Source organism: Streptomyces kebangsaanensis, assembly GCF_001906585.1.
In the GTDB taxonomy this organism is placed as follows: Bacteria; Actinomycetota; Actinomycetes; order Streptomycetales; family Streptomycetaceae; genus Streptomyces; species Streptomyces kebangsaanensis.
Genome location: NZ_JUJA01000070.1, coordinates 1 through 22,934, shown reverse-complemented (window position 1 = coordinate 22,934; position 22,934 = coordinate 1). Strand labels below are relative to the sequence as shown.

Below are 22,934 nucleotides of genomic sequence, written 5' to 3'. Positions count from 1 at the left end.
CCCCGCCGTCGTCATGAGCAGACCTTGCCGTCCTTCGGCACCCTGCCGTGCAGCAGGTACGCGTTCACCGTCGAGTCCACGCAGTCGCTGCCGTTGCCGTAGGCCCCGTGGCCCTCGCCCTTCCAGGTGAGTTCCACGCCGACGCCCTTGCCGAGCTCGTCCGCCATCCTCCGCGCGCCCTCGTAGGGTGTCGCCGGGTCCCCGGTGTTGCCGACCAGCAGGATCGGCGCCGCACCCGGTGCACTGACCTGTGGTGTGTCGTACTGGCCGGCCACCGGCCAGTCGTGGCACCAGCCGGCCGTGTCCCAGGCCAGGAAGGCGCCGAACACGGGCGAGATCCTCTCGAATTCGGGCAGCAGTTTCCTCGCCTGCTCCGGGGTCGGCCGCTGCTTGGAGTCCAAGCACGATATGACCCGTTGTGAGTGGGACGCCGTGCCGTAGCGGCCCGAGCTGTCCCGCTCGTTGTAGGCGTCGGCGAGGGCCAGCAGCGCGGAGCCGTCTCCCTGCTCCGCCGCCGTCAGGGCGCCGGTCAGGGCCGGCCAGTTGCTCTCGCTGTAGAGCGGCAGGACGATGCCGGTGAGCGCCGACGTCTGCGTCAGCCTCCGCCCGGAGGAGGTGGGCAGTGGCTTCGCGTCGATGCGCTCCAGCAGGTCGGCGATCTTGCGCGAGCCCCGTTCGGGGTCCTGCCCGGTCGACTTCAGATAGCCGTCCAGCGCCCGCTGGAAGCCCCTGGCCTGGTTCCGCGCGTGGCCCACCGAGTCCGCGGTCGGGTCGACCACCGCGTCCAGGACCAGCCGCCCCACGCGCCGGGGGAACAGGTGCGCGTACACCCCGCCGAGCTCGGTGCCGTAGGAGAAGCCGAAGTAGTGCATCCTGGCGTCGCCGAGGACCTGGCGCATCAGGTCCATGTCCCGGGCGGTGTCGGTCGTCGAGACATGCGTGAGGAGCTTGCCCACGGCCTTCGCGCAGCCCTGGCCGAAGTCGGCCGCGTCCTGGAAGTAGGCCCGTTCCTCGGCCGGGGTGTCCGGTGTCGCGTCGATCGCCTCGGCGGCCTGGATCTGCCGGTCGCCGCGGCAGCGGACGCCCTTGCTCCGGCCGACCCCGCGCGGATCCCAGCTCACCAGGTCGTAGCGTTGCCGCAGGGCGCCGACCACGGAGTCGTACGACGGCATCGTGTCCACGCCCGAGCCGCCGGGCCCGCCGAAGTTGAACAGCAGCGAGCCGGTGCGCTCGCCGGTGGCCCTGGCCCGGATGAGGGCGAGGCCGATGGTCTCCCCGTCCGGCCGGGACCAGTCCAGGGGCGCCTTGAGCGTCGCGCACTGCCAGCCGCTGCCCGGTGCCGGAGAGCCGGCGGTGGCCTTGCAGCGTCCCCAGTCGAGCCGCTGAGAGGTGAGCGAGGAGGGCAGCTCGGACGTCGGGACGGACCGGTCCTCCCCCTTTCCCCGGCTGTCGTCGGACGGTCCCGCGCCGCATCCGGTCAGCAGTACCGCGGCGGCCACCGCGGCCGCCCACCGCGTCAGACGTGACATGGCTTCCCCCCTCACAGGCTCCCCGCGGATCGGCCGCGGGAGCGGTCACGTCATGGTAGGCAGATCCCGCCGCACCCCGTGCGGGCCTGTGGATAACCTTCTGACCTGCTGCTTCGGTGTGGACGCGGGCCTTTCGCCGAGCAATGCGGGGCTCGTGGCCGCCGGAGGGAAGACCCTAGGCGCAGACCGTTCCGGCCGCGGGCAGCTTTCCGTCGAGCAGATAGCCGTTCACCGTGTCCTGGACGCACTTGTTCTTGCTGTTGTACGCGCCGTGGCCCTGGCCCTTCCAGGTGAGTTCCACGCCGACGCCCTTGCCCAGCGCGTCCGCCATCCTCCGCGCGCCTTGGTACGGGGTCGCCGGGTCGCCGGTGTTGCCCACGACGAGGATCGGCGCCGAACCGGGCGCGCTCACGTCGGGGTGGTTGGCCGCGCCGGGCACCGCCCAGTTGGTGCAGCTGAGGACTCCCCAGGCCAGGAAGTCGCCGAACAGCGGGGAGGCGGCCCGGAACGTGGGCAGTGCCCGCTCCACGTCGGCGGGGGTGTACCGCTGCTTCTGGTCGGCGCAGTTGATGGCGGCGTTCGCGGCGGCGAGGTTGCTGTACCGGCCGTTCTCGTTGCGGCCGTTCATGGCGTCCGACAGCAGCATGAGGATCTGGCCGTTGCCGGCGTAGGCCTGCCGCAGTCCCTCGGTGAGGGCAGCCCACAGGTCCTTGGAGTACAGGGCCTGGACGATGCCGTTGGTCGCGGCCGTCTGGGTCAGCCGGCGCGGGAAGATGCCGGGGATCGGGTTGCTGTCGAGCTTCTTGAGCAGGGCGGCGATGCGGTTCTCGACGTCCTGCACGCTGCTGCCGATCGGGCACTCGGCGCCCTTCGACACGCAGTCCTTCGCGAAGTCGTCCAGGGCCAGCTGGAAGCCCTTGGCCTGCCCCAGTGAGACCTGCTCGGGGTTCTGCGTGGGGTCGACGACCGCGTCGAAGACGACGCGGCCCACATGCGTGGGGAACAGATGGGCGTACACGCCACCGAGCGCGGTGCCGTAGGAGATCCCGAAGTAGTGCATCCTGGCGTCGCCGAGGACCTGGCGCATCAGGTCCATGTCGCGGGCCGCGTCGGTGGTGCGCACATGGGGGAGGATCTTCCCGGAGCTCTTCTCGCAGGCGGCGTTGAACTGCTTGGTGTTGTTCAGGAACGCGGTGCGCTCGGCGGCGTTGTCCGGGGTGGCGTCCTGCTGGAAGTACTGGTCGAGCTGGGCGTCGCTCTTGCACTTCACGCCCGCGCTGCGGCCCACCCCGCGCGGGTCGAAGCTCACCAGGTCGTAGCGGGTGGCGAGCTTGGTGTAGTCCTGGACGATCGCCGGCAGGACGCTGACGCCGGAGCCGCCCGGACCGCCGAAGTTGAAGATCAGCGAGCCGATGCGCTTGCCCGGCCCGGTCGCCTTCGCCCGGATCAGCGCGATGCCGATCGTGCCGTCGTCGGGCTTGCTCCAGTTCAGCGGTGCCTTCATGGTGGCGCACTGCCACTTGCCGCCGTTCGGCAGCGGGGAGGGCGCCGCCCCGCCGCCCTCGGCCGCGGACGGTGCCGGGCAGTTCTTCCAGTCCAGCTTCTGGGCGGTCAGGTCCCCGCCCGCGGTGCCCCCGCCCGCGGTGTCCGCGCCCGCCGAACTGCTGCCGCAGCCTGTCACCAGGGCGGCCAGCAGGACGGCGGTCGTGGTCAAGGAGGCGGCGCACAGTCCGCGGGGGTTCTGCATGCCTTCATCCTCGCGCCGCCGGCAGGCTCGCGCGCGGGACGGGGGCCGTTCGGGGCAAGCGGAGGGGGGTGCCCTACAGGGCGCCCTTGCGCGTCAGGTGGTTGAAGGCCAGCCAGCCGGGCAGCACCGGCAGCCACAGGGTCAGCAGCCGGAACATCAGCACCGCCGGCGCGGCCACCTCCTTGGGCAGACCCACGGCGATCAGGCCGACCGTGAGGGTCGCCTCGACCGCGCCCACACCGCCCGGGGTGGGCGCGGCCGAACCGAGCGCGTTGCCGGCGAGGAAGACGACGGCGACACTGGCGATGCTGATCGAGGTCGACTGGCTGCCGAACGCCCGGATCGAGGCGTCCAGGCACATCACGAAGCAGAAGGTCAGCAGCAGCATGCCGCCGATGCCGGTGACGAGCTTCTGCGGCCGCTGCAGCACGTCCAGCATGCGCGGCACGACGCCCGCGAACAGGGAACGCACGCGCGTGACGACGAATTTCCGCAGGAACGGCACCGACGTGACCACCAGTACGAGCACCGCGACCGTCAGCAGCCCCGCGATGACCGTCCGGGACGGCGACAGCGACGGCGTCTTCTCGGTGCCGGTCAGATAGCCGAAGGACAGCAGCATCAGGATGTGGCAGCCCAGCCCGAACAACTGTGAGGCGCCGACACTGGCCACCGCCAGCCCGGGGCGTACGCCCGCGCGCTGCAGGAAGCGCGTGTTGAGGGCCACCCCGCCGACCGCTGCCGGTGCCACGATCTTCACGAACGATCCGGCGACCTGCGCCGCCACGGTCCGCGGGAACGGCACCCGCTCGGGCACGAAGCCCAGCAGTGCCATGGCCGCCGCGACATAACTGAGCGCCGAGAACAGCACCGCCGCCGCCACCCAGCCCCACTGGGCGTCGGCGAAGAGCGTGTCGAACTCGATGTGCGTGAGCTGCGTCAGCAGGTAGTACGCGCCGATGGCGCCCGCGATGAAACTGATCAGGGTGCGCGGCCGCACCCGTTCCAGCCGGGCGGGTTCGACCGGCGCCTGCGGCCTGATCCGCAGCACCTGGTGGCGGATCTGGGTGAGCAGGTCCTCCTCGCGGGCCTCCTCCAGAGCCTCGTCGAGGGCACGCTTCTCCGCCCGCGCCTCCGCGCGCTCGGCCTTCTTGTCCTTCTTGTCGTGCTTCTCCGGCTTCTCGAGGACGAGAGGGCCGACTTCCGCGGCGGACTGCTCCAGCCGGGCCTGCTTGTTCTGCCGGGACGCCTCCAGGACCGCCTCCCGCTCCCGCTGCGCCCGCTCCCGGGCCAGCCGGCGCAGGGTCGCGCGCGTGGAGCGCGTCAGCGCGATGGGCTGCAGCATGGGCAGGCAGCCGGCGACCGCGTCGGGCCCGAGGACCCCGACCGCGGAGGCCACGGCGCGCTCCGCGCCCACCCTCAGGCCGAGCGTCGTCAGCAGCTGGGCGACGTCCATGCGCAGCAGCAGATCACCGGCCGCGATCTCGCCGCCGCGCAGATCGGTGAGGATCACCCTGCCGGAACGATCCACCAGAATCGCGTCACCGGCCAGCCTGCCGTGCGCGATGCGCCGTGACTGCAGCGCCCGCGCCTGCTGCCAGGTGTGGCGCAGCAGTTCGTCGGTGATCTCCTCGTCCGCCAGCGAGTCGAGCGTACGCCCGCCGGTGTGCTCGTAGACGAGCATCACGGCGTCCGGGCCCAGTTCGGAGGTCGCGATCAGCTTGGGCGCGTTGGCTCCGGCCGCGATGGCCGCGTAGGCGAGCAGCGCCTCCTGCTCCAGTGCCTGGCGCAGCGACTGCAGACTGCTGCGGGTGGTGAAGCCACGCAGCGTGAGGTTGCGCCACAGACGGTAGAAGAAGCCCTGCGCCTGCTGTTCGCGGTCGACGACCGTGACGTCCAGCGGGGGGCCGTCCTCCAGGGTGACGAAGTAGCGTCGGCCGCGGTCGCCGTTGTCGGTGGTCTCCGCCACGTCCTCGCGGGCCGCACTCACCGGATGGAAGCCGACGGTCCGCAGCCCTGCCACCAGTGTCCGCCCCGTGGGGCGGACGTTCGGCGAGCCGACCGCGTACAGGGTGCCGTAGGCGATGGTCCAGCCGATCAGCACCGTAAGGATGATCGAGAACGGCGTGGTGTAGCCGGTGACCAGCATGGAGAAGGCGTCGAGCAGCAGCACGATCCACAGCACCGCGCGCCAGCGCGGTCTGCGGGACATGCCCACGGCCGTCATGTACGCGATGACAGGAGCGAGATAGCCGTGCACCGGGTCGGTCAGCGCGTGGACGTCACCGGGGGAGGGCTGGGTGAGCGCTTCCCGGATCGAGTGCGGAGCGCCCTTGGCGACCCACAGGTCGGTGGCGAGCGTCACCCCGTGGGCGAGGACCGCCGCGAGCACGCCGTCGGCGATCCGCAGCCCGTCCCGCTTGATCAGCCGCTCGATCGCGAATGCGACCGGGACCAGCAGGATCGCGATGCTGGACGCCAGCCCGGCGATCTTGATGAGCAGATCGGGTGCCTGACCGGTGCCCTTGTGGATGTCCTGTTCGAGGCCCGAGGTGGTGCCGTGCGCGAACGCGGCGATCGCCAGCAGCACCACGACGGCGAGCACGCCCACCAGCAGCCGCATCAGGTCCGAGGGACGGTGCACGCGCGCGGGGAGCAGCGGTTCGTCGCCCTCCAGCTCGTCGACGTGGGCCACGTCCCTGTCCTCGGCGGGCTTCCTGACCGCCTTCGGACCGTCCGTCTTCCCGGTGCCCGGACGCGACGAAGCCCCAGAGGTGCCCTCCGCGCCGTCGGGGTGCACACCCTGCTGCTTCATGGTCTCTTCTTGGTCTCGTATCACCGGTCACCGCCCGCACGATGGTGGCATGCCCCACCGACACGCGGGGGCGTCAGGGTGCATGTGCGGGGCCGCACAGTCTGCCCGAAGCACCGCCCGTGAGCGAGGGCGCGGCCTCGTCCCGAGCACGTCCCGCTGTCGGTGGGGTGGGGCAGGATGGGGCGGATGAGCGAAGTGAGCCCTCCGGACGACGGCCGCCCGGAACATCCCGACGCGCTGCCCGAGTACGCCGAGCGGGTCCTCGATGTCGCCGACCTGATACCGCCGGGGCGCGTCATGACCTACGGGGACGTCGCCGAATGGCTTCAGGAGGGCGGCCCCCGCCAGGTGGGCCGCGTGATGGCCCTCTACGGCGGAGCCGTCCCGTGGTGGCGGGTCGTACGCGCGGACGGCGTTCTGCTTCCGGGACACGAACTGCGCGCCCTCGCCCACTACCGCACCGAGGGCACGCCCCTGAAGGAGGCGGGCAGGACGGCCGAGGGCCACCTGCCGCGCCTCGACATGCGGCGGGCCCGGTGGGACGGCGGCGAACATGCGCAGGGTCACACCTGACAGCTTCCGCCATTCGAGGGGTCCGCGGGGAGCCCGTGATCCGTACGGGGGAACCGGGACACACGCACGCCATGCCGTACGTTCGTGAGTCGAGGGACACACGTGACGGCAGCGCACAGTGAGGACCACGGGAAGAAGGGGAAGCCCTCCTTCCGCACCCGGCCCCGACGTAGCGTCGGCTGCGCGTGTCACCCTCACTCCGCGGCCACCGCTCTCCCCGTCGGCCCGTGCGTCCCCGCGACGCCGGCGCTGAGCGCCGGCCGTGACAGACCCCAGTACACCCACCAGGACCGGCGAACCACGTGAGCTCCTCTTCCTCCACCAGACGCCTGCCGCACCCCCAGGTGCGCCAGGGGAACCGTGGCGCCTACCGACTGGTGCGTACTCCACCGTCCAGACCGGATCCCCCTCTTCTGGACGCCGCCCAGCGCGCCGTGGTTGACCACGAGACCGGCCCGTTGCTCGTCCTCGCAGGTCCGGGCACCGGCAAGACCACCACCCTGGTGGAGTCCGTGGCCGCGCGGATCGCCCGCGGCCAGGACCCCGAACGGATCCTGGTGCTGACGTTCAGCCGCAGGGCCGCCGTCGACCTGCGCGACCGCATGGCGCTGCGCGCCGGCGCGGCCCACGCCCCGCGGGCGACCACCTTCCACTCGTTCTGCTACGCCCTGGTCCGAGCCCACCAGGACAGCGACCTGTTCGTCGAGCCGCTGCGGCTGCTGTCCGGACCCGAGCAGGACGTGACCGTCCGCGACCTCCTGGCGGGCCAGGCCGACCTGGAGCGCCTGGGCCTGCAGCACGTGCGCTGGCCGGACGAGCTGCGCGCCTGCCTGACCACCCGCGGCTTCGCCGACGAGGTCCGCGCGGTCCTCGCCCGCAGCCGCGAACTGGGCCTCGGCCCCGACGCCCTGGCGGCCTTCGCGCGCCGCAGCGGCCGCCCCGACTGGCAGGCGGCGGCCGCCTTCCTCGCCGAGTACCTCGACGTCCTCGACCTGCAGGGCGTCCTCGACTACGCCGAACTCGTCCACCGTGCGGTGCTCCTCGCCCGTCGCCCCGAGGTCGCCGAGCGGCTCGCCGCGCGGTACGACGCGGTCTACGTCGACGAGTACCAGGACACCGACCCGGCCCAGGTACGGCTGCTGCGCGCGCTCGCCGGGGACGGCCGCACCCTGCTCGCCTTCGGCGACCCCGACCAGGCGATCTACGCCTTCCGGGGCGCCGACGTGAACGGCATCCTCGAGTTTCCGCAGACCTTCCCGCGCGCGGACGGCCGCCCGGCCCCCGTACAGGTTCTGCGCACCTCCCGCCGCTCCGGCGCCGCGCTGCTCGCCGCGACCCGTCTGCTGACCCGGCGGATGCCGCTCACCCGCCTCCCCGCCGACAAGGTCCGCGCCCACCGCGAGCTGACCCCGGTGCGCGACGGCGGCCGCGTCGACGTCCACACGTACCCGACACCGGGCACCGAGGTGGACAACATCGCCGACATCCTGCGCCGGGCACACCTGGAGGACGGTGTCCCCTGGAGCGAGATGGCCGTCCTGGTGCGCGCCGGTGCCCGCACCATCCCGATCCTCCGCCGCGCCCTGACAGCCGCCGGGGTGCCCCTGGACATCGACGGCGACGACGTGCCGCTGCGCCACGAACCGGCGGTGGCGCCCCTGCTGACGGCGCTGCGGGCGGTGGCGACCGCGGAAGCGGCGCGGCGCGGCGCGGCGGAAGAGGCCGGCGAGGATCCGGAAGGGCGAGCCGGGGAGCTGCCCGAAGAACAGCCCGAGGCGGGCACCTGCTGGCTGGACACCGAGACCGCGCTCGCCCTCCTCGCCTCACCACTGGCCGGCATGGACGCCGCCGACCTGCGCCGCCTGGGCCGCGCGCTGCGCGAGGAGGAACGCGCCGCCGGCAACCCCCTGCCCCCGCCCTCGGACGAACTGCTCGCCCGGGCCCTGGCCGAACCCGAGCGCCTGGTCGCGCACGACCCCACGTACGCGCGTGGCGCCCAGCGCCTGGGCGCGCTGCTCAGGACGGCCCGCGAGCGCCTGGCGGGCGGCGGTACGGCAGAGGAGGCGCTGTGGGACCTGTGGGAGGGCACACCGTGGCCCACCCGCCTGGAGCGGGCCGCCCGGCGCGGCGGCGCCGCGGGACGCAACGCCGACCGGGACCTGGACGCCGTGTGCGCGCTGTTCGCGACCGCCGCCCGCGCCGAGGAGCGCACCGGAGGCCGGGGCACCCTGAACTTCCTGGAGGAGATCGAGGCCGAGGACATCGCCGCCGACACGCTCACACGTCGCGCCGTACGCCCCGACGCGGTGCGCCTGATGACGGCGCACCGCTCCAAGGGCCTGCAGTGGCGCCTGGTCGTGGTCGCCGGCGTCCAGGAGGGGCTGTGGCCGGACCTGCGGCGCCGCGGCTCCCTGCTGGAGGCGGACCGCATCGGCCGTGACGGACTCGCCGCGCCGCTCACCCCCGGCGCGCTGCTGGCGGAGGAGCGCCGCCTGTTCTACGTCGCCGCCACACGCGCGCGTGAACGCCTCGTCGTGACCGCCGTGAAGGCCCCCGCGGACGACGGCGACCAGCCCTCCCGTTTTCTCACCGAACTCGGCGTCGAGCCCAAGGACGTCACCGGCCGCCCGCGCCGCCCGCTGTCCGTGGCGGCGCTGGTGGCCGAGCTGCGCGCCACGACCGTCGACCCGCGTGCCTCCGCCACCCTCCGGCAGTCCGCCGCGCACCGGCTGGCCCGGCTCGCAGCGCTCGCCGACGACGAGGGCCGCCCGCTGGTGCCCTCGGCCCACCCCTACCGCTGGTGGGGCATGGCCGACCCGACCGAGAGCAAGGTGCCGCTGCGCGACCGCGACCAGCCCGTCGTCCTGTCCGGCAGCGCCCTCGACCAGCTCGCCAACACCTGCGCCCTGCAGTGGTTCCTCGGCCGCGAGGTCAAGGCCGACGCCCCCGCGAGTGCCGCCCAGGGCTTCGGCAACGTGGTGCACGTGCTCGCCGACGAGGTCGCCTCCGGACGCACCCCCGCCGACCTCGCGGTCCTCATGGAGCGCCTGGAGACGGTGTGGAACGCGATCGCCTTCGACGCGCCGTGGAAGTCGGAGCAGGAGAAGGAGAACGCGCGCGTGGCACTCGAGCGCTTCCTGCAGTGGCACGTCCTGGAACGTGCCGGCCGCACTCCCGTGGCCGGCGAGCACGACTTCGACGTGACCCTGGCGACGGGCGACTACCAGGTGCGCGTCCGCGGCTCCATGGACCGGGTGGAGGCCGACGCCGAGGGCCGCGCCTACGTCGTCGACTTCAAGACCGGCAAGCAGGCCCCCACCGCCGCCGAGGTGGCCCGCCACCCGCAGCTGGCCGTCTACCAGCTCGCCGTCCGGGAGGGCGCCGTCGACGAAGTCTTCGGCGGCGCGCGTCCCGAACCGGGCGGCGCCGAACTCGTCCAGCTGCGCCAGGGCGCGGCCAAGCGGGACGGCGGCGACGGCCTGCCCAAGGTGCAGACACAGGAGCCGCTGGAGGGGGAGTGGGTCGGCGAGCTGCTGGCCACCGCCGCCGGGAAGGTCCTCGACGAACGGTTCACGCCGACGGCCGGACAACACTGCGCGCACTGCGCGTTCCGCGCGTCGTGCAGCGCGCGGCCGGAGGGCCGCCACATCGTCGAGTGACTCGCGTGATGAACGGCACCACGGCCGCTGAGCTGCGTCTTTGCGGACCCGGGGGGTGATTTGGCATCCGCTGTCGGTGCCCGCCGCTAGCCTCTCTGGGGTGCCCGCCCGTATCACCGATCCCGAGCAGCTCAAGGAGCTCCTCGGGATTCCGTTCACCCCGGAGCAGACGGCCTGCATCACCGCGCCGCCGGCCCCGCAGGTGATCGTGGCCGGCGCCGGGTCCGGCAAGACCACCGTGATGGCGGCCCGCGTGGTGTGGCTGGTCGGCACCGGACAGGTCGCTCCCGAACAGGTTCTCGGCCTGACCTTCACCAACAAGGCCGCCGGCGAGCTCGCCGAGCGCGTACGCAAAGCGCTGATCAAGGCCGGCGTCACCGACCCCGATGCCATCGACCCGGACAACCCGCCCGGCGAACCGGCGATCTCCACCTACCACGCCTTCGCCGGCCGCCTCCTGACCGACCACGGCCTGCGCATCGGCCTGGAGCCCACCACCCGGCTCCTCGCCGACGCCACCCGCTACCAGCTCGCCGCACGCGTGCTGCGCGAGGCCCCCGGCCCGTACCCGGCGCTGACCCGCTCCTTCCCGGACCTTGTCAGCGACCTCCTCGCCCTCGACGCCGAGCTCGCCGAACACCTCGTACGCCCCGAGGAGCTGCGCGCGTGGGACACCGGGCTGCTGCACACCCTGGAGGGCGCCAAACTCACCAACGCCGATCTGCGCAAGGTCCCCGAGACGGCCGCCGCCCGCCGCGAACTGGCCGAACTGGTACTCCGCTACCGGGCCGCCAAGCGCGAGCGCGACCTGCTCGACTTCGGCGACCAGATCGCCCTGGCCGCACAGCTCGCCCGGCTCCCCGAAGTGGGCCGCGCCCTGCGCGAGGAGTTCCGGGTGGTCCTCCTCGACGAGTACCAGGACACCTCGGTCGCCCAGCGCATCCTGCTGGCCGGCCTCTTCGGCGACGGCACGGGCCACCCCGTGACCGCCGTCGGAGACCCCTGCCAGGCCATCTACGGCTGGCGTGGTGCCTCCGTCGCCAACCTCGACGACTTCCCCGAGCACTTCGCCCACGCCGACGGCCGCCCCGCCACCCGCCAGGCCCTCAGCGAGAACCGCCGCAGCGGCGGCCGCCTCCTCGACCTCGCCAACGGCCTCGCCGAGCCCCTGCGCGCCATGCACGCGGGCGTGCAGGCCCTGCGCCCCGCCCCCGGCGCCGAGCGCGACGGCCTGGTGCGCTGCGCCCTGCTGCCCACCCACGCCGAGGAGATCGAGTGGATCGCCGACTCCATCGCCCACCTGGTACGGACCGGGAAGGCACCGGGGGAGATCGCCGTCCTGTGCCGTACGGCCACCGACTTCGCCGAGATCCAGGGCGCCCTGGTCGCCCGTGACGTCCCGGTCGAGGTCGTCGGCCTGTCCGGGCTGCTGCACCTGCCCGAGGTCGCCGACCTCGTCGCCGTCTGCGAGGTCCTGCAGGACCCCGGCGCCAACGCCTCCCTGGTCCGGCTGCTGACCGGTCCGCGCTGGCGCATCGGCCCGCGCGACCTCGCGCTCCTCGGCCGCAGGGCGAGGCTGCTCGTCGCCCCCACACGCGTGGACGCCGACGACGATCCCGACAGTCGGCTCGCCGGGGCCGTCGAGGGCGTCGACCCGGCCGAGGTGATCTCGCTCGCGGACGCCCTCGACACGTTCCTCGAAACGCCCCTGAACGGCGCCGGGGAGGACGACCGGCTGCCGTTCTCCCCGGACGCGCGCGTGCGGTTCGCCCGGCTCGCCGAAGAACTGCGCGACCTGCGCCGCTCCTTGTCCGACCCGCTCATGGACGTCCTGCACCGCGTCCTCGCCGTCACCGGTCTGGAAGTGGAGTTGTCGGCCTCCCCGCACGCGCTGGCCGCCCGCCGCCGCGAGACCCTGTCGAACTTCCTGGACGTCGCCGCCTCCTTCGCCGCGAACGAGAGAGAGGCGTCACTGCTGGCCTTCCTCGGCTTCCTGCGCACCGCGGCCCAGTACGAGAAGGGCCTCGACAACGCGCTGCCCGGCGGCGAGAACACCGTCAAGGTGCTCACCGCGCACAAGTCCAAGGGCCTGGAGTGGGACGTGGTCGCCGTCCCCGGCCTGGTCACCGGCACCTTCCCCAGCGGCCAGGGCCGCGAGAAGTGGACCAGCCAGAGCAAGGTGCTGCCGCACGCCCTGCGCGGCGACGCCGACACCCTCCCCGACATCGACGGCTGGGACGCGCGCGGGATGAAGGCCTTCCACGAGGCCATGAAGGACCACCAGCACACCGAGGAGCTGCGTCTCGGCTACGTCACCTTCACCCGCCCCCGCTCCCTGCTCCTGGGCTCCGGCCACTGGTGGGGTCCCAGCCAGAAGAGACCGCGCGGCCCTTCCGCCTTCCTGCAGGCCCTCCACGACCACTGCGCCGTCGGCGGGGGTGAGATCGAGGTCTGGGCGGACGAACCCGTGGAAGACGAGGAGAACCCGGCGCTGCACCGGGCCACCGCCGACCGGCTGTGGCCCCTGCCCCTGGACGAGGCCGCCCTGGCCCGCCGCCGTGAAGCCGCCGCGATCGTCCTGGACCACCTGGAGAACCTCGCCGGCCACACGGACCACCACCCGCCGGCCGCCCACGACCCGGACATCCACGACGACTCGGACTGGCCCCCGCCACCGGAGGACGACGAACCGCCCTACGACGACGAACCGCCGTACGACGAGGACGACCCCTTCGAGGAGGCCCCCGGCGACTGGGACTCCTGGAGCGGCGTCCGTCCGACGGTCCCGCACCAGGCGACCGCACCCGAACCGCACGCCGCCCCGCCGCCCGAGCGCCCCCACCTCGGTGAACGCGACTCCGAACCCGAGCCCCTCACCCCGGAGGAGTCCCGCGTCGTCGCTTCCTGGGACCGCGACCTCGACGCGCTCACCGGAGAGCTCCGGCGCGTCCGGCGGAGCGTCACCGAGGTGCCCCTGCCGACGACACTGACCGCGTCGCAGCTGCTGCACCTGGCGGCCGACCCCGACGGATTCGCGCGGGAGCTCGCACGCCCCATGCCGCGCCCCCCGCAGCCCGCAGCGCGCCGCGGCACCCGCTTCCACGCCTGGGTCGAAACCCGCTTCGAGGAGCTGACGCTGCCCATGCTGGAGCCCGAGGAGCTGCCCGGCGGCGACGCCGAGATCGCCGACGAACGCGACCTGGAAGCCCTCAAGGAGGCCTTCGAACGCACCGAGTACGCGCACCGCACGCCCCATCGCGTCGAGGCGCCCTTCCAGCTCGCCGTCGCCGGACGTGTCGTCCGGGGCCGTATCGACGCCGTCTACAAGGAGGGCGACGGGGACACGGCGACGTACGAGATCGTGGACTGGAAGACGAACCGCTCACGCACCGCCGACCCGCTCCAGCTCGCCGTGTACCGGCTGGCCTGGGCCGAGCAGCGCGGCGTCTCCCCGGAGCGCGTCACCGCCGCGTTCGTGTACGTGCGCACCGGCGAGGTCGTACGGCACGACGACCTGCCCGGCCGGGCAGAGCTGGAAAGGCTGCTCCAGGAGCCGCGGCCCGAGCCGCAGTGTGACGAACCGCCCGAACGGGATGCCGCCGCGGGCCGATAGGCTCGGAAGCATGAGCCAGACCCCGGACAGCGCCGTCCGTACGTACATCGAGCAGCACCGCGCCGCCTTCCTCGACGACCTCGCCGCATGGCTGCGCATCCCCTCCGTGTCGGCACAGCCCGAGCACGCGCCCGACGTACGCCGCAGCGCCGACTGGCTCGCCGGCAAACTGCGGGAGACCGGTTTCACCACCGCGGAGGTCTGGCAGACCCCGGGCGCCCCGGCCGTCTTCGCCGAGTGGCGCTCCGACGACCCCGACGCCCCGACGGTCCTCGTCTACGGCCACCACGACGTCCAGCCCGCCGCCCGCGAGGACGGCTGGGACAGCGAGCCCTTCGAGCCCGTCGTCCGCGAGGGACGCCTCTACGCGCGCGGGGCGGCCGACGACAAGGGTCAGGTGTTCTTCCACACACTCGGCGTCCGCGCCCACCTCGCCGCCACCGGTCGCACCGCCCCGGCCGTCCACCTCAAACTCCTGATCGAGGGCGAGGAGGAGTCCGGCTCCCCGCACTTCCGGGTACTGGTCGAGAGCCGCGCGGACCGCCTGGCCGCCGACGCCGTGATCGTCTCCGACACCGGCATGTGGTCCGAGGACACGCCCACGGTGTGCACCGGAATGCGGGGCCTCGCCGAGTGCGAGATCCGGCTGTCCGGCCCTGACCAGGACATCCACTCCGGCTCCTTCGGCGGCGCGGTGCCCAACCCGGCGACCGCCGTCGCCCGCCTCGTCGCCGCCCTGCACGACGAGCACGCGCGCGTGGCGGTCCCCGGCTTCTACGACGGCATCGTGGAACTCACCGACCGCGAGCGCGAACTCTTCGCCGAGCTGCCCTTCGACGAGGAGCAGTGGCTGCGCACCGCCAAGTCGTACGCCACCCACGGCGAGGCCGGGCACACCACCCTGGAGCGCATCTGGGCCCGCCCCACCGCCGAGGTCAACGGCATCGGCGGCGGCTACCAGGGCCCCGGCAGCAAGACGATCATCCCGTCCACCGCGGTGGTCAAGCTCTCGTTCCGCCTGGTCGCCGGTCAGGACCCCGACCACGTGGAGAAGGCCGTGCGCGCCTGGGCCGCCGAGCAGGTGCCCGCCGGGATCCGGTCCGAGATCACCTTCGGCGCGGCCACGCGCCCGTGCCTGACGCCGCTGGACCACCCGGCCCTGCAGTCCGTGGTCCGCGCCATGGGCCGGGCCTTCGGCACGCCCGTCCGCTTCACGCGCGAGGGCGGCTCGGGCCCGGCCGCCGACCTCCAGGAGGTGCTCGGCGCGCCCGTGCTCTTCCTGGGCATCTCCGTCCCGTCCGACGGCTGGCACGCGCCGAACGAGAAGGTCGAACTCGACCTCCTGCTCAAGGGCGTCGAGACCAGCGCGTACCTGTGGGGCGACCTCGCGGAGCACTGGCGCGATGCGCCCTGACGGGCGGCCACCGGCGCGGGCGGCCTCCTGCCAGGAGCACACTGGAGAGGCCGCCGCACGCCTCCAGGCCCCGCCGCACGCGGATGCCGCCTGCCGCACGTCCCGCTGAACCGCCGCCGAAACAACCGTTGCACCGGGGGAGTTGGAAGCACTCGTGACCACCTGGACCGACCACACCGCCGACCGGCCCATCTCGCTCACCGCGCCCAGCGGCATCGACCGGGCCGCCCACCACCGGCTCGACGAGGCCTGGCTGGCCGCGGCGTGGAGCCACCCCTCGACGCGCTGTTTCGTGGTCTCCGGCGGCCAGGCTCTGATCGACGAGACGCCCGACGGCCGGACCGAGCTCGTCACGACCCCCTCCTTCGAGGCCCCCCTCACGGAGGCGCACCGCTACTTCCTGGGTACCGACGAGGACGGCGTCAGCTACTTCGCCCTGCAGAAGGACTCCCTGCCCGGCCGCATGGACCAGTCCGCCCGCCCGGCCGGCCTGCGCGAGGCCGGCCTGCTGCTGTCGCCGCGCGACGCGGGCCTGATGGTGCACGCGGTGGCCCTGGAGAACTGGCAGCGTCTGCACCGCTTCTGCTCCCGCTGCGGCGAGCGCACCGTGATCGCCGCGGCCGGCCACATCCGCCGCTGCCCGGCCTGCGGCGCCGAGCACTACCCGCGCACCGATCCCGCGGTGATCATGGCTGTCACCGACGAGGAGGACCGCATCCTGCTCGGCCGCCAGGTGCACTGGCCCGAGGGCCGCTTCTCCACGCTCGCCGGCTTCGTCGAACCCGGGGAGTCCATCGAGCAGTCGGTGCGCCGCGAGGTCCACGAGGAGGTCGGCGTCAGCGTCGGCCAGGTCGAGTACGTCGCCAGCCAGCCCTGGCCGTTCCCGTCCAGCCTGATGCTGGGCTTCATGGCCCGCGCCACCTCGACCGACATCGCCGTCGACGGCGACGAGATCCACGAGGCGCGCTGGTTCTCCCGCGAGGAACTCCGCGTGGCCTTCGACTCCGGCGAGGTCCTGCCCCCCTACGGCATCTCCATCGCGGCCCGCCTCATCGAGCTCTGGTACGGCAAGCCACTGCCGACACGGACCGCCGTCTGAGCCGAAGGGACGGTCTGAGCCGAAGAGAAGGGAAGGCGGCTCCCGAGAGTTCTCGGGAGCCGCCTTCCGCACAAGCGCGAGACGCGCCGGGATCAGGCGCTGAGGGCCTGCTTCACCTGGGCGAGGCTCGGGTTCGTCATGACGACCTCGCCCCCACCGTTGGAGGAAATCACCCGAACGGTGGGAACCGTCTGGTTCCCGCCGTTCGCCTTCTCGACGAAGGCCGCGGACTCCGGGTCGTGCTCGATGTTGATCTCGGTGTACGCGATGCCCTCGCGGTCCATCTGGCTCTTCAGCCGGCGGCAGTAGCCGCACCACGTGGTGCTGTACATCGTCACAGTGCCCGGCATGTCTCTTGCGCTCCTTCGGCGGGTCGGGGACGTAGGGATAGCACTGAGGGAACGTACGCCATCGGCCCGGCATTCCCACCGGGGTGTCCGGGTGCCGACACGAGAGTCATGAGAGTGACGCCTGTCGCATAAGTACGACCGCGCGGGCCCGCCTGTGGACAACCGGCTCACCCGTCTCGGGCGACCTGGCAGCATGGCCGTGTGACAGCAGCAACGCACTCCCCGCTCTTCCCGCAGGTCCCGGACTCTGCCGACGCGGTGCTCGACGGGCTCGACCCGGAGCAGCGCGAGGTGGCCACCTGCCTGCACGGGCCGGTGTGCGTCCTGGCGGGCGCCGGCACGGGCAAGACCCGGGCGATCACCCACCGCATCGCCTACGGAGTGCGGGCGGGGATCCTCCAGCCCTCCAGCGTGCTCGCCGTCACCTTCACCAACCGGGCGGCCGGCGAGATGCGCGGCCGACTGCGCCAGCTGGGCGCGCACGGCGTGCAGGCCCGTACCTTCCACTCCGCCGCCCTGCGCCAGCTGCAGTACTTCTGGCCGAAAGCGATCGGTGGCGCCATGCCCCGGCTCGTCGACCGCAAGGTCCAGCTCGTCGCGGACGCGGCCGCCGCCTGCCGCATCCGCCTGGACCGGGGCGAGCTGCGGGACGTCACCGCGGAGATCGAGTGGTCCAAGGTCACCCAGACCGTTCCGGCCGACTACGCCCTGGCAGCCGTGAAGGCCGGTCGCGAGACCCCCCGCGACCCGGCCGAGATCGCCCAGCTGTACTCCGTCTACGAGGACCTCAAGCGGGACCGCTCCGTCATCGACTTCGAGGACGTCCTGCTGCTGACCGTCGCCATCCTGCAGGACCGGCGCGACGTGGCCGAACAGGTCCGCGCCCAGTACCAGCACTTCGTGGTGGACGAGTACCAGGACGTCAGCCCTCTCCAGCAGCGCCTGCTGGAGCTGTGGCTGGGCGAGCGGGACAACCTGTGCGTGGTCGGCGACGCCAGTCAGACGATCTATTCGTTCACGGGGGCCACCTCCGACCACCTGCTCGACTTCCGCACACGGCACCCCGGCGCCACCGTCGTCAAGCTGGTCCGCGACTACCGTTCCACCCCGCAGGTCGTCCACCTCGCCAACGGACTGCTCGCCCAGGCCCGCGGCCGGGCCGCCGACCACCGGCTGGAACTGGTCTCCCAGCGTGCCCCGGGCCCCGAACCCGTCTACACCGAGTACCCCGACGAGCCCACCGAGGCAGAGGGCGCCGCCCGCCGTATCCAGGACCTCATCGCCTCCGGTGTCCCGGCGAGCGGGATCGCCGTCCTGTTCCGCACGAACTCCCAGTCCGAGACCTACGAGCAGGCCCTCGCCGACGTCGGTGTGCCCTATCAGCTGCGCGGCGCGGAGCGCTTCTTCGACCGGCCCGAGGTGCGCAAGGCGGGGGTCGCGCTGCGCGGTGCCGCCCGCTTCGGCGGCAACGACTCCCTCCTCGACGACGCCGTCGACCTGCCCTCCCAGGTGCGTGCCGTGCTGTCCGGGGAGGGCTGGACGCCGCAGCCGCCGGCCGGCTCCGGTGCGGTCAGGGAGCGCTGGGAGTCGCTGGCCGCCCTGGTCCATCTCGCGCAGGACTTCGCCGCCGCCAGACCGGGCGCCACCCTGGGCGACCTCGTGGCCGAACTCGACGACCGGGCGAACGCCCAGCACGCCCCCACCGTCCAGGGCGTCACCCTCGCCTCGCTGCACTCCGCCAAGGGCCTGGAGTGGGACGCCGTCTTCCTGGTGGGGGTCGCCGAGGGCATGATCCCGATCACCTACGCCAGGACCGACGAGCAGATCGAGGAGGAGCGTCGTCTCCTCTACGTCGGTGTCACCCGCGCCCGCGAGCAGCTGTACGTCTCCTGGTCGCTGTCCCGCTCGCCCGCCGGCCGTCCGAGCCGCCGCCCGAGCCGCTTCCTCGACGGGCTGCGGCCCGGTTCGGCCGGTGCCGCGGGCCGGGCCGCGCTCGGTGCCTCCGGGGGCATCGAGCGCGGCTTCACCGCGGCCGCCAAGGCCGTGGGGACGCCTGTCCCGCGGCGCACCCGGCGCACCCCCGCCCGGTGCCGGGTCTGCGGACGCGCGCTCACCGACGGCGGCGAGCTGAAGCTGATGCGCTGTGAGGACTGCCCCTCCGACATGGACGAGGGGCTGTACGAGCGGTTGCGCGAGTGGCGGGCGGAGCAGGCCGGGCGCAGCGGGCAGCCCGCCTTCTGCGTCTTCACCGACAAGACCCTCATGGCGATCGCCGAGTCCGTCCCGGACGACGAGCGCGAACTGGCGCGCATCCCCGGGGTCGGGATGCGCAAGCTCCGTCGGTACGGAGCGGACGTTCTGGCCATCTGCGCAGGTCAAGAGCCCGGCGCGGAAGAGGGCGGGAACTGATGCGAACTCGTCGAGAAAATAGTTTGCGCGCGCCCCGTCAAGCCCCATAGGTTCTTGGTCACGGGAACGGTGGCCTTCCTGAGGCCCTGGTTCCGTGTTGTACTTGTGTATCCGTACGGACTGGCTCACCCCAGTCCCCTCAGACGCCGAGAGGAGGCGAGCCCAGTGATCAGCATCAAGAGCAGCTTCTTCAGCACCGCCAAAATGACCGATCGCTCGGTCGTCTCCCTGTGCATGCTCGGCGCCTCGAACCAGGGCACCGGTCTGTCCGGCATTCGTGCCGTGCGTCCGGAGTCCTCCGTGTCTCTTGCGGGTCTTCCCGTCCGTGAGCGCGATGAGCGACCGACCAAGGCACTGGAAGCAGTAGTGGCACAGGCGCAGGCCTATGCCTTTACGGCGGCCGGTGCCGGAAACCGGAAGCAGACGCAGCACCACCTGATGTGGGCCTTCCGTGGGCCAGAACCCTGGAGTGATCCAGCCTGATCGCCGATCAGGCCGGCGCCTTCAGGGCCGCGGAACCCCATCCGGGATCCGCGGCCCTTCTGTTTTCCCCGAACGGGGACGGCGGAGTGAAGGGGCCTCGGGGCAAGTAAAGAACCCGGTACCCAGCCGACATCCGGCCCACCGGCCGGCTCGACCAGACGAGGAAGACGAACCGTGCAACTCGAAGCGCACGCCCCGTCCGTACCGCCTTCCGGCACGATCCCCAAGCCCGGTCTCACGGAGGACCCCGACTTGACCTCGCTCACCTCGCTCACCTCGCTCACCGCGCTCGACGACGCCATCGAGAACCTCGGCGTGCCCGTCCCGTGCCGTTCCTACGACCCGGAGGTCTTCTTCGCCGAGTCGCCGGCGGACGTGGAGTACGCCAAGTCCCTGTGCCGCACCTGCCCGCTGATCGAGGCCTGCCTCGCCGGCGCCAAGGAGCGGCGCGAGCCCTGGGGCGTCTGGGGTGGCGAGCTGTTCGTCCAGGGTGTTGTCGTCGCCCGGAAGCGGCCCCGTGGCCGCCCGCGCAAGAACCCGGTCACGGCATGAACACCGCAGGAACGATCGACCGCCCCCTCACGCACGACCCCCAGAAGCAGGCCCCGATGAAGCCGTCCACCAGCGAACCCGCAGGCTCCGCGACCGAAGACGTCACCACCATCGGCGCGAACGACTCGCGTCAGAACAGGACCCGAGAGATGCAACTCATCCCAGAAGCCCTGGCCCGTGCGCATATGCACGACCGACTGCACGAGGCGGAGCAGCAACGCCAGGTCGCGCGCCTGGCGGCCGCCCGCCGGATGCAGCGCCGTGCCGAGCGCGCCTCGCTGCGCGCCCGTCGTGCGCTCGCCATGGCAGTGATGCAGTAACCGACCACGCCGCGCACACCGCCCAGCGGTGGCCTCCCCGCCGGGAGGCCGCGCACTCTCCCCGTGGGGGCCGGTCCGTCCGACGGACCGGCCCCCACGGTGCGTTGCGTCCGCCGCTCCACGGCCCGGAGGTATCGTCGCCGGGTGATGAGTCTTCCCGGAGGTACGGACCACGGCGACTTCGCCGCGGAGCGCCCCGCCCTGGTGTGTGCGCGCTGCGGCACCCCGGCCGACGGCCCGCCGCCCACCTGGACCTGTTCCGTGGAAGGCGGCGTCCGGCGCTACTTCTGCGACGCCTGCTCCCGGAAGAACCTCCGCTCGATCGAGGGCCGGCTCGACTCGGCCTGGTGGTAGGTCCCGCCCGCGCTCAGGCCTCGGCGGCCTCCTGCTCGTCCTCCGGGTCCTCGCCTTCCGGACCGGCGCTGCCGGCGGCGAAGCCCGGCAGCCACTGCTCCAGCTCCTCCCTCAGCCGCACCGTCGCCCCCAGCTGGCACAGCACTCCGATCGTGCTGAGCGTGACGCGGTGTATCAGCAGATACGCCGGCGGCAGGTTGAGCTGCTTGCCCAGCTGGTAGGCGGGGGAGCGGGGGTCGGCGATGCGGGCCGCCTGGCTGCGCATCCAGCCGCGTGTGAAGGTGAACTCCTCCACCTGGGCCGGTTCGATGATCGGCAGCAGGTAGTCGAGAACGGCGTCGGGGTCCAGCTCGACGGACCCCTTGACGAAGCCCTCCGCGCACAGCATCCGGTAGACGGCTTCCGCCGCTCCGTCCAGCGCCATGCGCAGGGACTGGCCGATGGGCGTCGGCAGGCCGCCGGGGAGCCGATCGACGGTGCCGAAGTCCAGGACGCCCAGGCGCCAGTCGTCCTCGCCGTCCGGTCCACCGGGCAGGAGACGGAAGTTGCCGGGATGCGGGTCGGCGTGCAGCAGGCCGGTGCGGGCCGGGCCCGAGAACAGGAAGCGGGCCAGCAGCTGGCCGGCGCGGTCGCGCTGTTCCCGGGTGCCGTCCGCGATCACCTCGGACAGCGGGATGCCGTCGATCCATTCGGTGACCAGGACTTGTTCGCACTGGTGGACGACCGCGGGGACCACGACGTCCGGGTCGTCCTCGAACTCCTCGGCGTGTACCTGCTGGGCCTGCGCCTCCAGGCCGTAGTCCAGCTCCTCGGACACGCGGTCCTTGAGCTCGGTGATCAGCGGCTTGATGTCCACGCCGGGGACCAGCGGCCCCAGCAGCCTGGCGAACCGGCTCAATTGGCTCAGGTCGGACAGCAGGGCCTCGCCGGCGCCCGGGTACTGGACCTTGACCGCCACCTCCCGGCCGTCGTGCCACACCGCCCGGTGGACCTGCCCGATGGAGGCCGCCGCCGACGGCTTGTCCTCGAACTCCTCGAACAACTCGTGCCAGTTCGCGCCGAGCCGCTCCTCCAGCACGGCGTGCATGGTGCGGGTCGGCATCGGCGGCGCGGCCTCCTGGAGCTTGGTCAGCGCGGCCCGGTAGGGGCCGGCAACCTCCTCGGGCAGCGCCGACTCGAAGACGGACAGCGCCTGCCCGAACTTCATCGCCCCGCCCTTGAGCTCACCGAGCACCTTGAACAACTGCTCGGCCGTGCGCTGCTGCAGCTCACGACCGACAAGCTCCGCGGACTCGCCGACGATCCGTTTGCCGAGTCCCCAGGTGGCTCTCCCGGCGAAACCGAGCGGGAGCGCGGCGAGCTTGGCGGTCCGGGTGACCGCCTTCCGGGGAAGATCAGACATGCGCCCTCCAAGTCCCAGCGAGCCGCGCCGCGTCTGCCTGACGGCAGGGCGTCGATGACGGCCCTTGCCCAGCCATTGTCTCGCGTGCCTCCCCGTCCATTGAGACCTGTTCCCCCTCGGCCGTCCCCGCCGCTCCGCACGGGCATGCGGGATGCGGCCGCATCGGCCGTGCACGCCAGTCCAGGCCCGGTACGGACACCTCCCAGCGGACGCCCGCGCTGGACGGCCACTCCCCGTCCAGGAAGGCCAGTGCGTGCCCGGCCGCCAGGGCGGCCACCATCGCGGCGAGAGACAGATCACAGGGACGGACGTGGCGTGGTCTTCCCGAGCGCCACTGCGCCACCAGGCGCGGCCAGGTCGCGTCCCGGTCCGTGCGGCCCAGGTGCAGACAGCCGGCGCAGCTCGTCTCGCCGGGCAGGACGAGCGGGCCCACGACGCCCGTGCCCTCCACCACCCCGGCATAGAGGTGGGGGGTCCCGGACTCGACGAGGGGAGCGGCCTGGGACGGATCGGGCGCGTACACGGCGATGTCGTCCCGCGGGGCGAGGACCACCAGGGAGAAGCCCTGCTCGCCCTGCTCGGCCGGCGCGTTCTGCTCGGCCGGCGTCCGGGGAG

The 22,934-nt window shown here is 72.7% G+C and carries 16 protein-coding genes; 10 read left to right on the top strand and 6 right to left on the bottom strand.

Annotated elements, in window-relative coordinates; genetic code table 11:
• Window positions 1–11: 11 nt before the first annotated feature.
• The 3 genes from RH94_RS09775 to RH94_RS09765 form a co-directional block, all read right to left on the bottom strand.
• Window positions 12–1,529, bottom strand: a complete 1,518-nt coding sequence (locus RH94_RS09775) for an alpha/beta hydrolase (protein WP_073947230.1) — start codon at window positions 1,527–1,529, stop codon at window positions 12–14.
• Window positions 1,530–1,704: 175 nt separating this feature from the next.
• Complete coding sequence (locus RH94_RS09770) at window positions 1,705–3,276, bottom strand: alpha/beta hydrolase (protein ID WP_073947229.1); 1,572 nt, start codon at window positions 3,274–3,276, stop codon at window positions 1,705–1,707.
• 73 nt (window positions 3,277–3,349) lie between these two features.
• Window positions 3,350–6,091: a lysylphosphatidylglycerol synthase domain-containing protein gene (locus RH94_RS09765; RefSeq protein WP_073947228.1), complete on the bottom strand. Its 2,742-nt coding sequence runs from the start codon at window positions 6,089–6,091 to the stop codon at window positions 3,350–3,352.
• Window positions 6,092–6,277: 186 nt separating this feature from the next.
• On the opposite strand from RH94_RS09765, the gene RH94_RS09760 reads away from it, so the two are divergent.
• The 5 genes from RH94_RS09760 to nudC all read left to right on the top strand — a co-directional run bounded on the left by RH94_RS09760 (window position 6,278) and on the right by nudC (window position 16,449).
• Entirely contained in the window at window positions 6,278–6,664 is a 387-nt protein-coding gene (locus tag RH94_RS09760) for an MGMT family protein (protein ID WP_073947227.1), read from the top strand.
• Window positions 6,665–6,966: 302 nt separating this feature from the next.
• Window positions 6,967–10,323 carry an ATP-dependent helicase gene (locus RH94_RS09755; protein WP_073947226.1) on the top strand — a complete coding sequence of 1,119 codons (3,357 nt, stop codon included), beginning with the start codon at window positions 6,967–6,969 and terminating at the stop codon, window positions 10,321–10,323.
• Window positions 10,324–10,423: 100 nt separating this feature from the next.
• Entirely contained in the window at window positions 10,424–13,936 is a 3,513-nt protein-coding gene (locus RH94_RS09750) for an ATP-dependent DNA helicase (RefSeq protein WP_073947225.1), read from the top strand.
• Window positions 13,937–13,946: 10 nt separating this feature from the next.
• Window positions 13,947–15,350, top strand: coding sequence for a dipeptidase (locus RH94_RS09745; protein ID WP_073947294.1), 1,404 nt, complete (start codon window positions 13,947–13,949; stop codon window positions 15,348–15,350).
• A gap of 142 nt (window positions 15,351–15,492) precedes the next feature.
• Window positions 15,493–16,449, top strand: a complete 957-nt coding sequence (nudC, locus tag RH94_RS09740; RefSeq protein WP_199880912.1) for an NAD(+) diphosphatase — start codon at window positions 15,493–15,495, stop codon at window positions 16,447–16,449.
• Between the two features lie 92 nt (window positions 16,450–16,541).
• On the opposite strand, the gene RH94_RS09735 is transcribed toward nudC, so the two are convergent.
• Window positions 16,542–16,799, bottom strand: a complete 258-nt coding sequence (locus RH94_RS09735) for a mycoredoxin (RefSeq protein ID WP_073947223.1) — start codon at window positions 16,797–16,799, stop codon at window positions 16,542–16,544.
• Between the two features lie 201 nt (window positions 16,800–17,000).
• Between RH94_RS09735 and RH94_RS09730 the strand changes: the two genes are divergently transcribed.
• From RH94_RS09730 to RH94_RS09710, 5 genes are all read left to right on the top strand, one after another.
• Window positions 17,001–19,208: an ATP-dependent DNA helicase UvrD2 gene (locus RH94_RS09730; RefSeq protein ID WP_073947222.1), complete on the top strand. Its 2,208-nt coding sequence runs from the start codon at window positions 17,001–17,003 to the stop codon at window positions 19,206–19,208.
• Window positions 19,209–19,373: 165 nt separating this feature from the next.
• On the top strand, window positions 19,374–19,691 hold the full coding sequence (locus RH94_RS09725; RefSeq protein WP_073947221.1) for a hypothetical protein: 318 nt from the start codon (window positions 19,374–19,376) through the stop codon (window positions 19,689–19,691).
• 174 nt (window positions 19,692–19,865) lie between these two features.
• Window positions 19,866–20,243 (top strand): WhiB family transcriptional regulator, encoded by a 378-nt coding sequence (locus RH94_RS09720; RefSeq protein ID WP_073947220.1) that lies wholly within the window; start codon window positions 19,866–19,868, stop codon window positions 20,241–20,243.
• Window positions 20,240–20,563, top strand: a complete 324-nt coding sequence (locus RH94_RS09715) for a hypothetical protein (protein WP_073947219.1) — start codon at window positions 20,240–20,242, stop codon at window positions 20,561–20,563. Before RH94_RS09720 ends, RH94_RS09715 begins: the two co-directional genes overlap by 4 nt.
• Before the next feature lie 147 nt (window positions 20,564–20,710).
• Window positions 20,711–20,917, top strand: a complete 207-nt coding sequence (locus tag RH94_RS09710) for a hypothetical protein (protein WP_073947218.1) — start codon at window positions 20,711–20,713, stop codon at window positions 20,915–20,917.
• Window positions 20,918–20,930: 13 nt separating this feature from the next.
• Here RH94_RS09710 and RH94_RS09705 read toward each other — a convergent pair whose 3' ends face one another.
• A complete protein-coding gene (locus RH94_RS09705; RefSeq protein WP_073947217.1) occupies window positions 20,931–22,319 on the bottom strand; it encodes an ABC1 kinase family protein in 1,389 nt (462 codons plus the stop codon).
• On the bottom strand, window positions 22,312–22,934 hold a 623-nt coding region (locus RH94_RS09700; RefSeq protein ID WP_143203987.1), incomplete at its 5' end, for a TOMM precursor leader peptide-binding protein. The genes RH94_RS09705 and RH94_RS09700, both read right to left, overlap by 8 nt.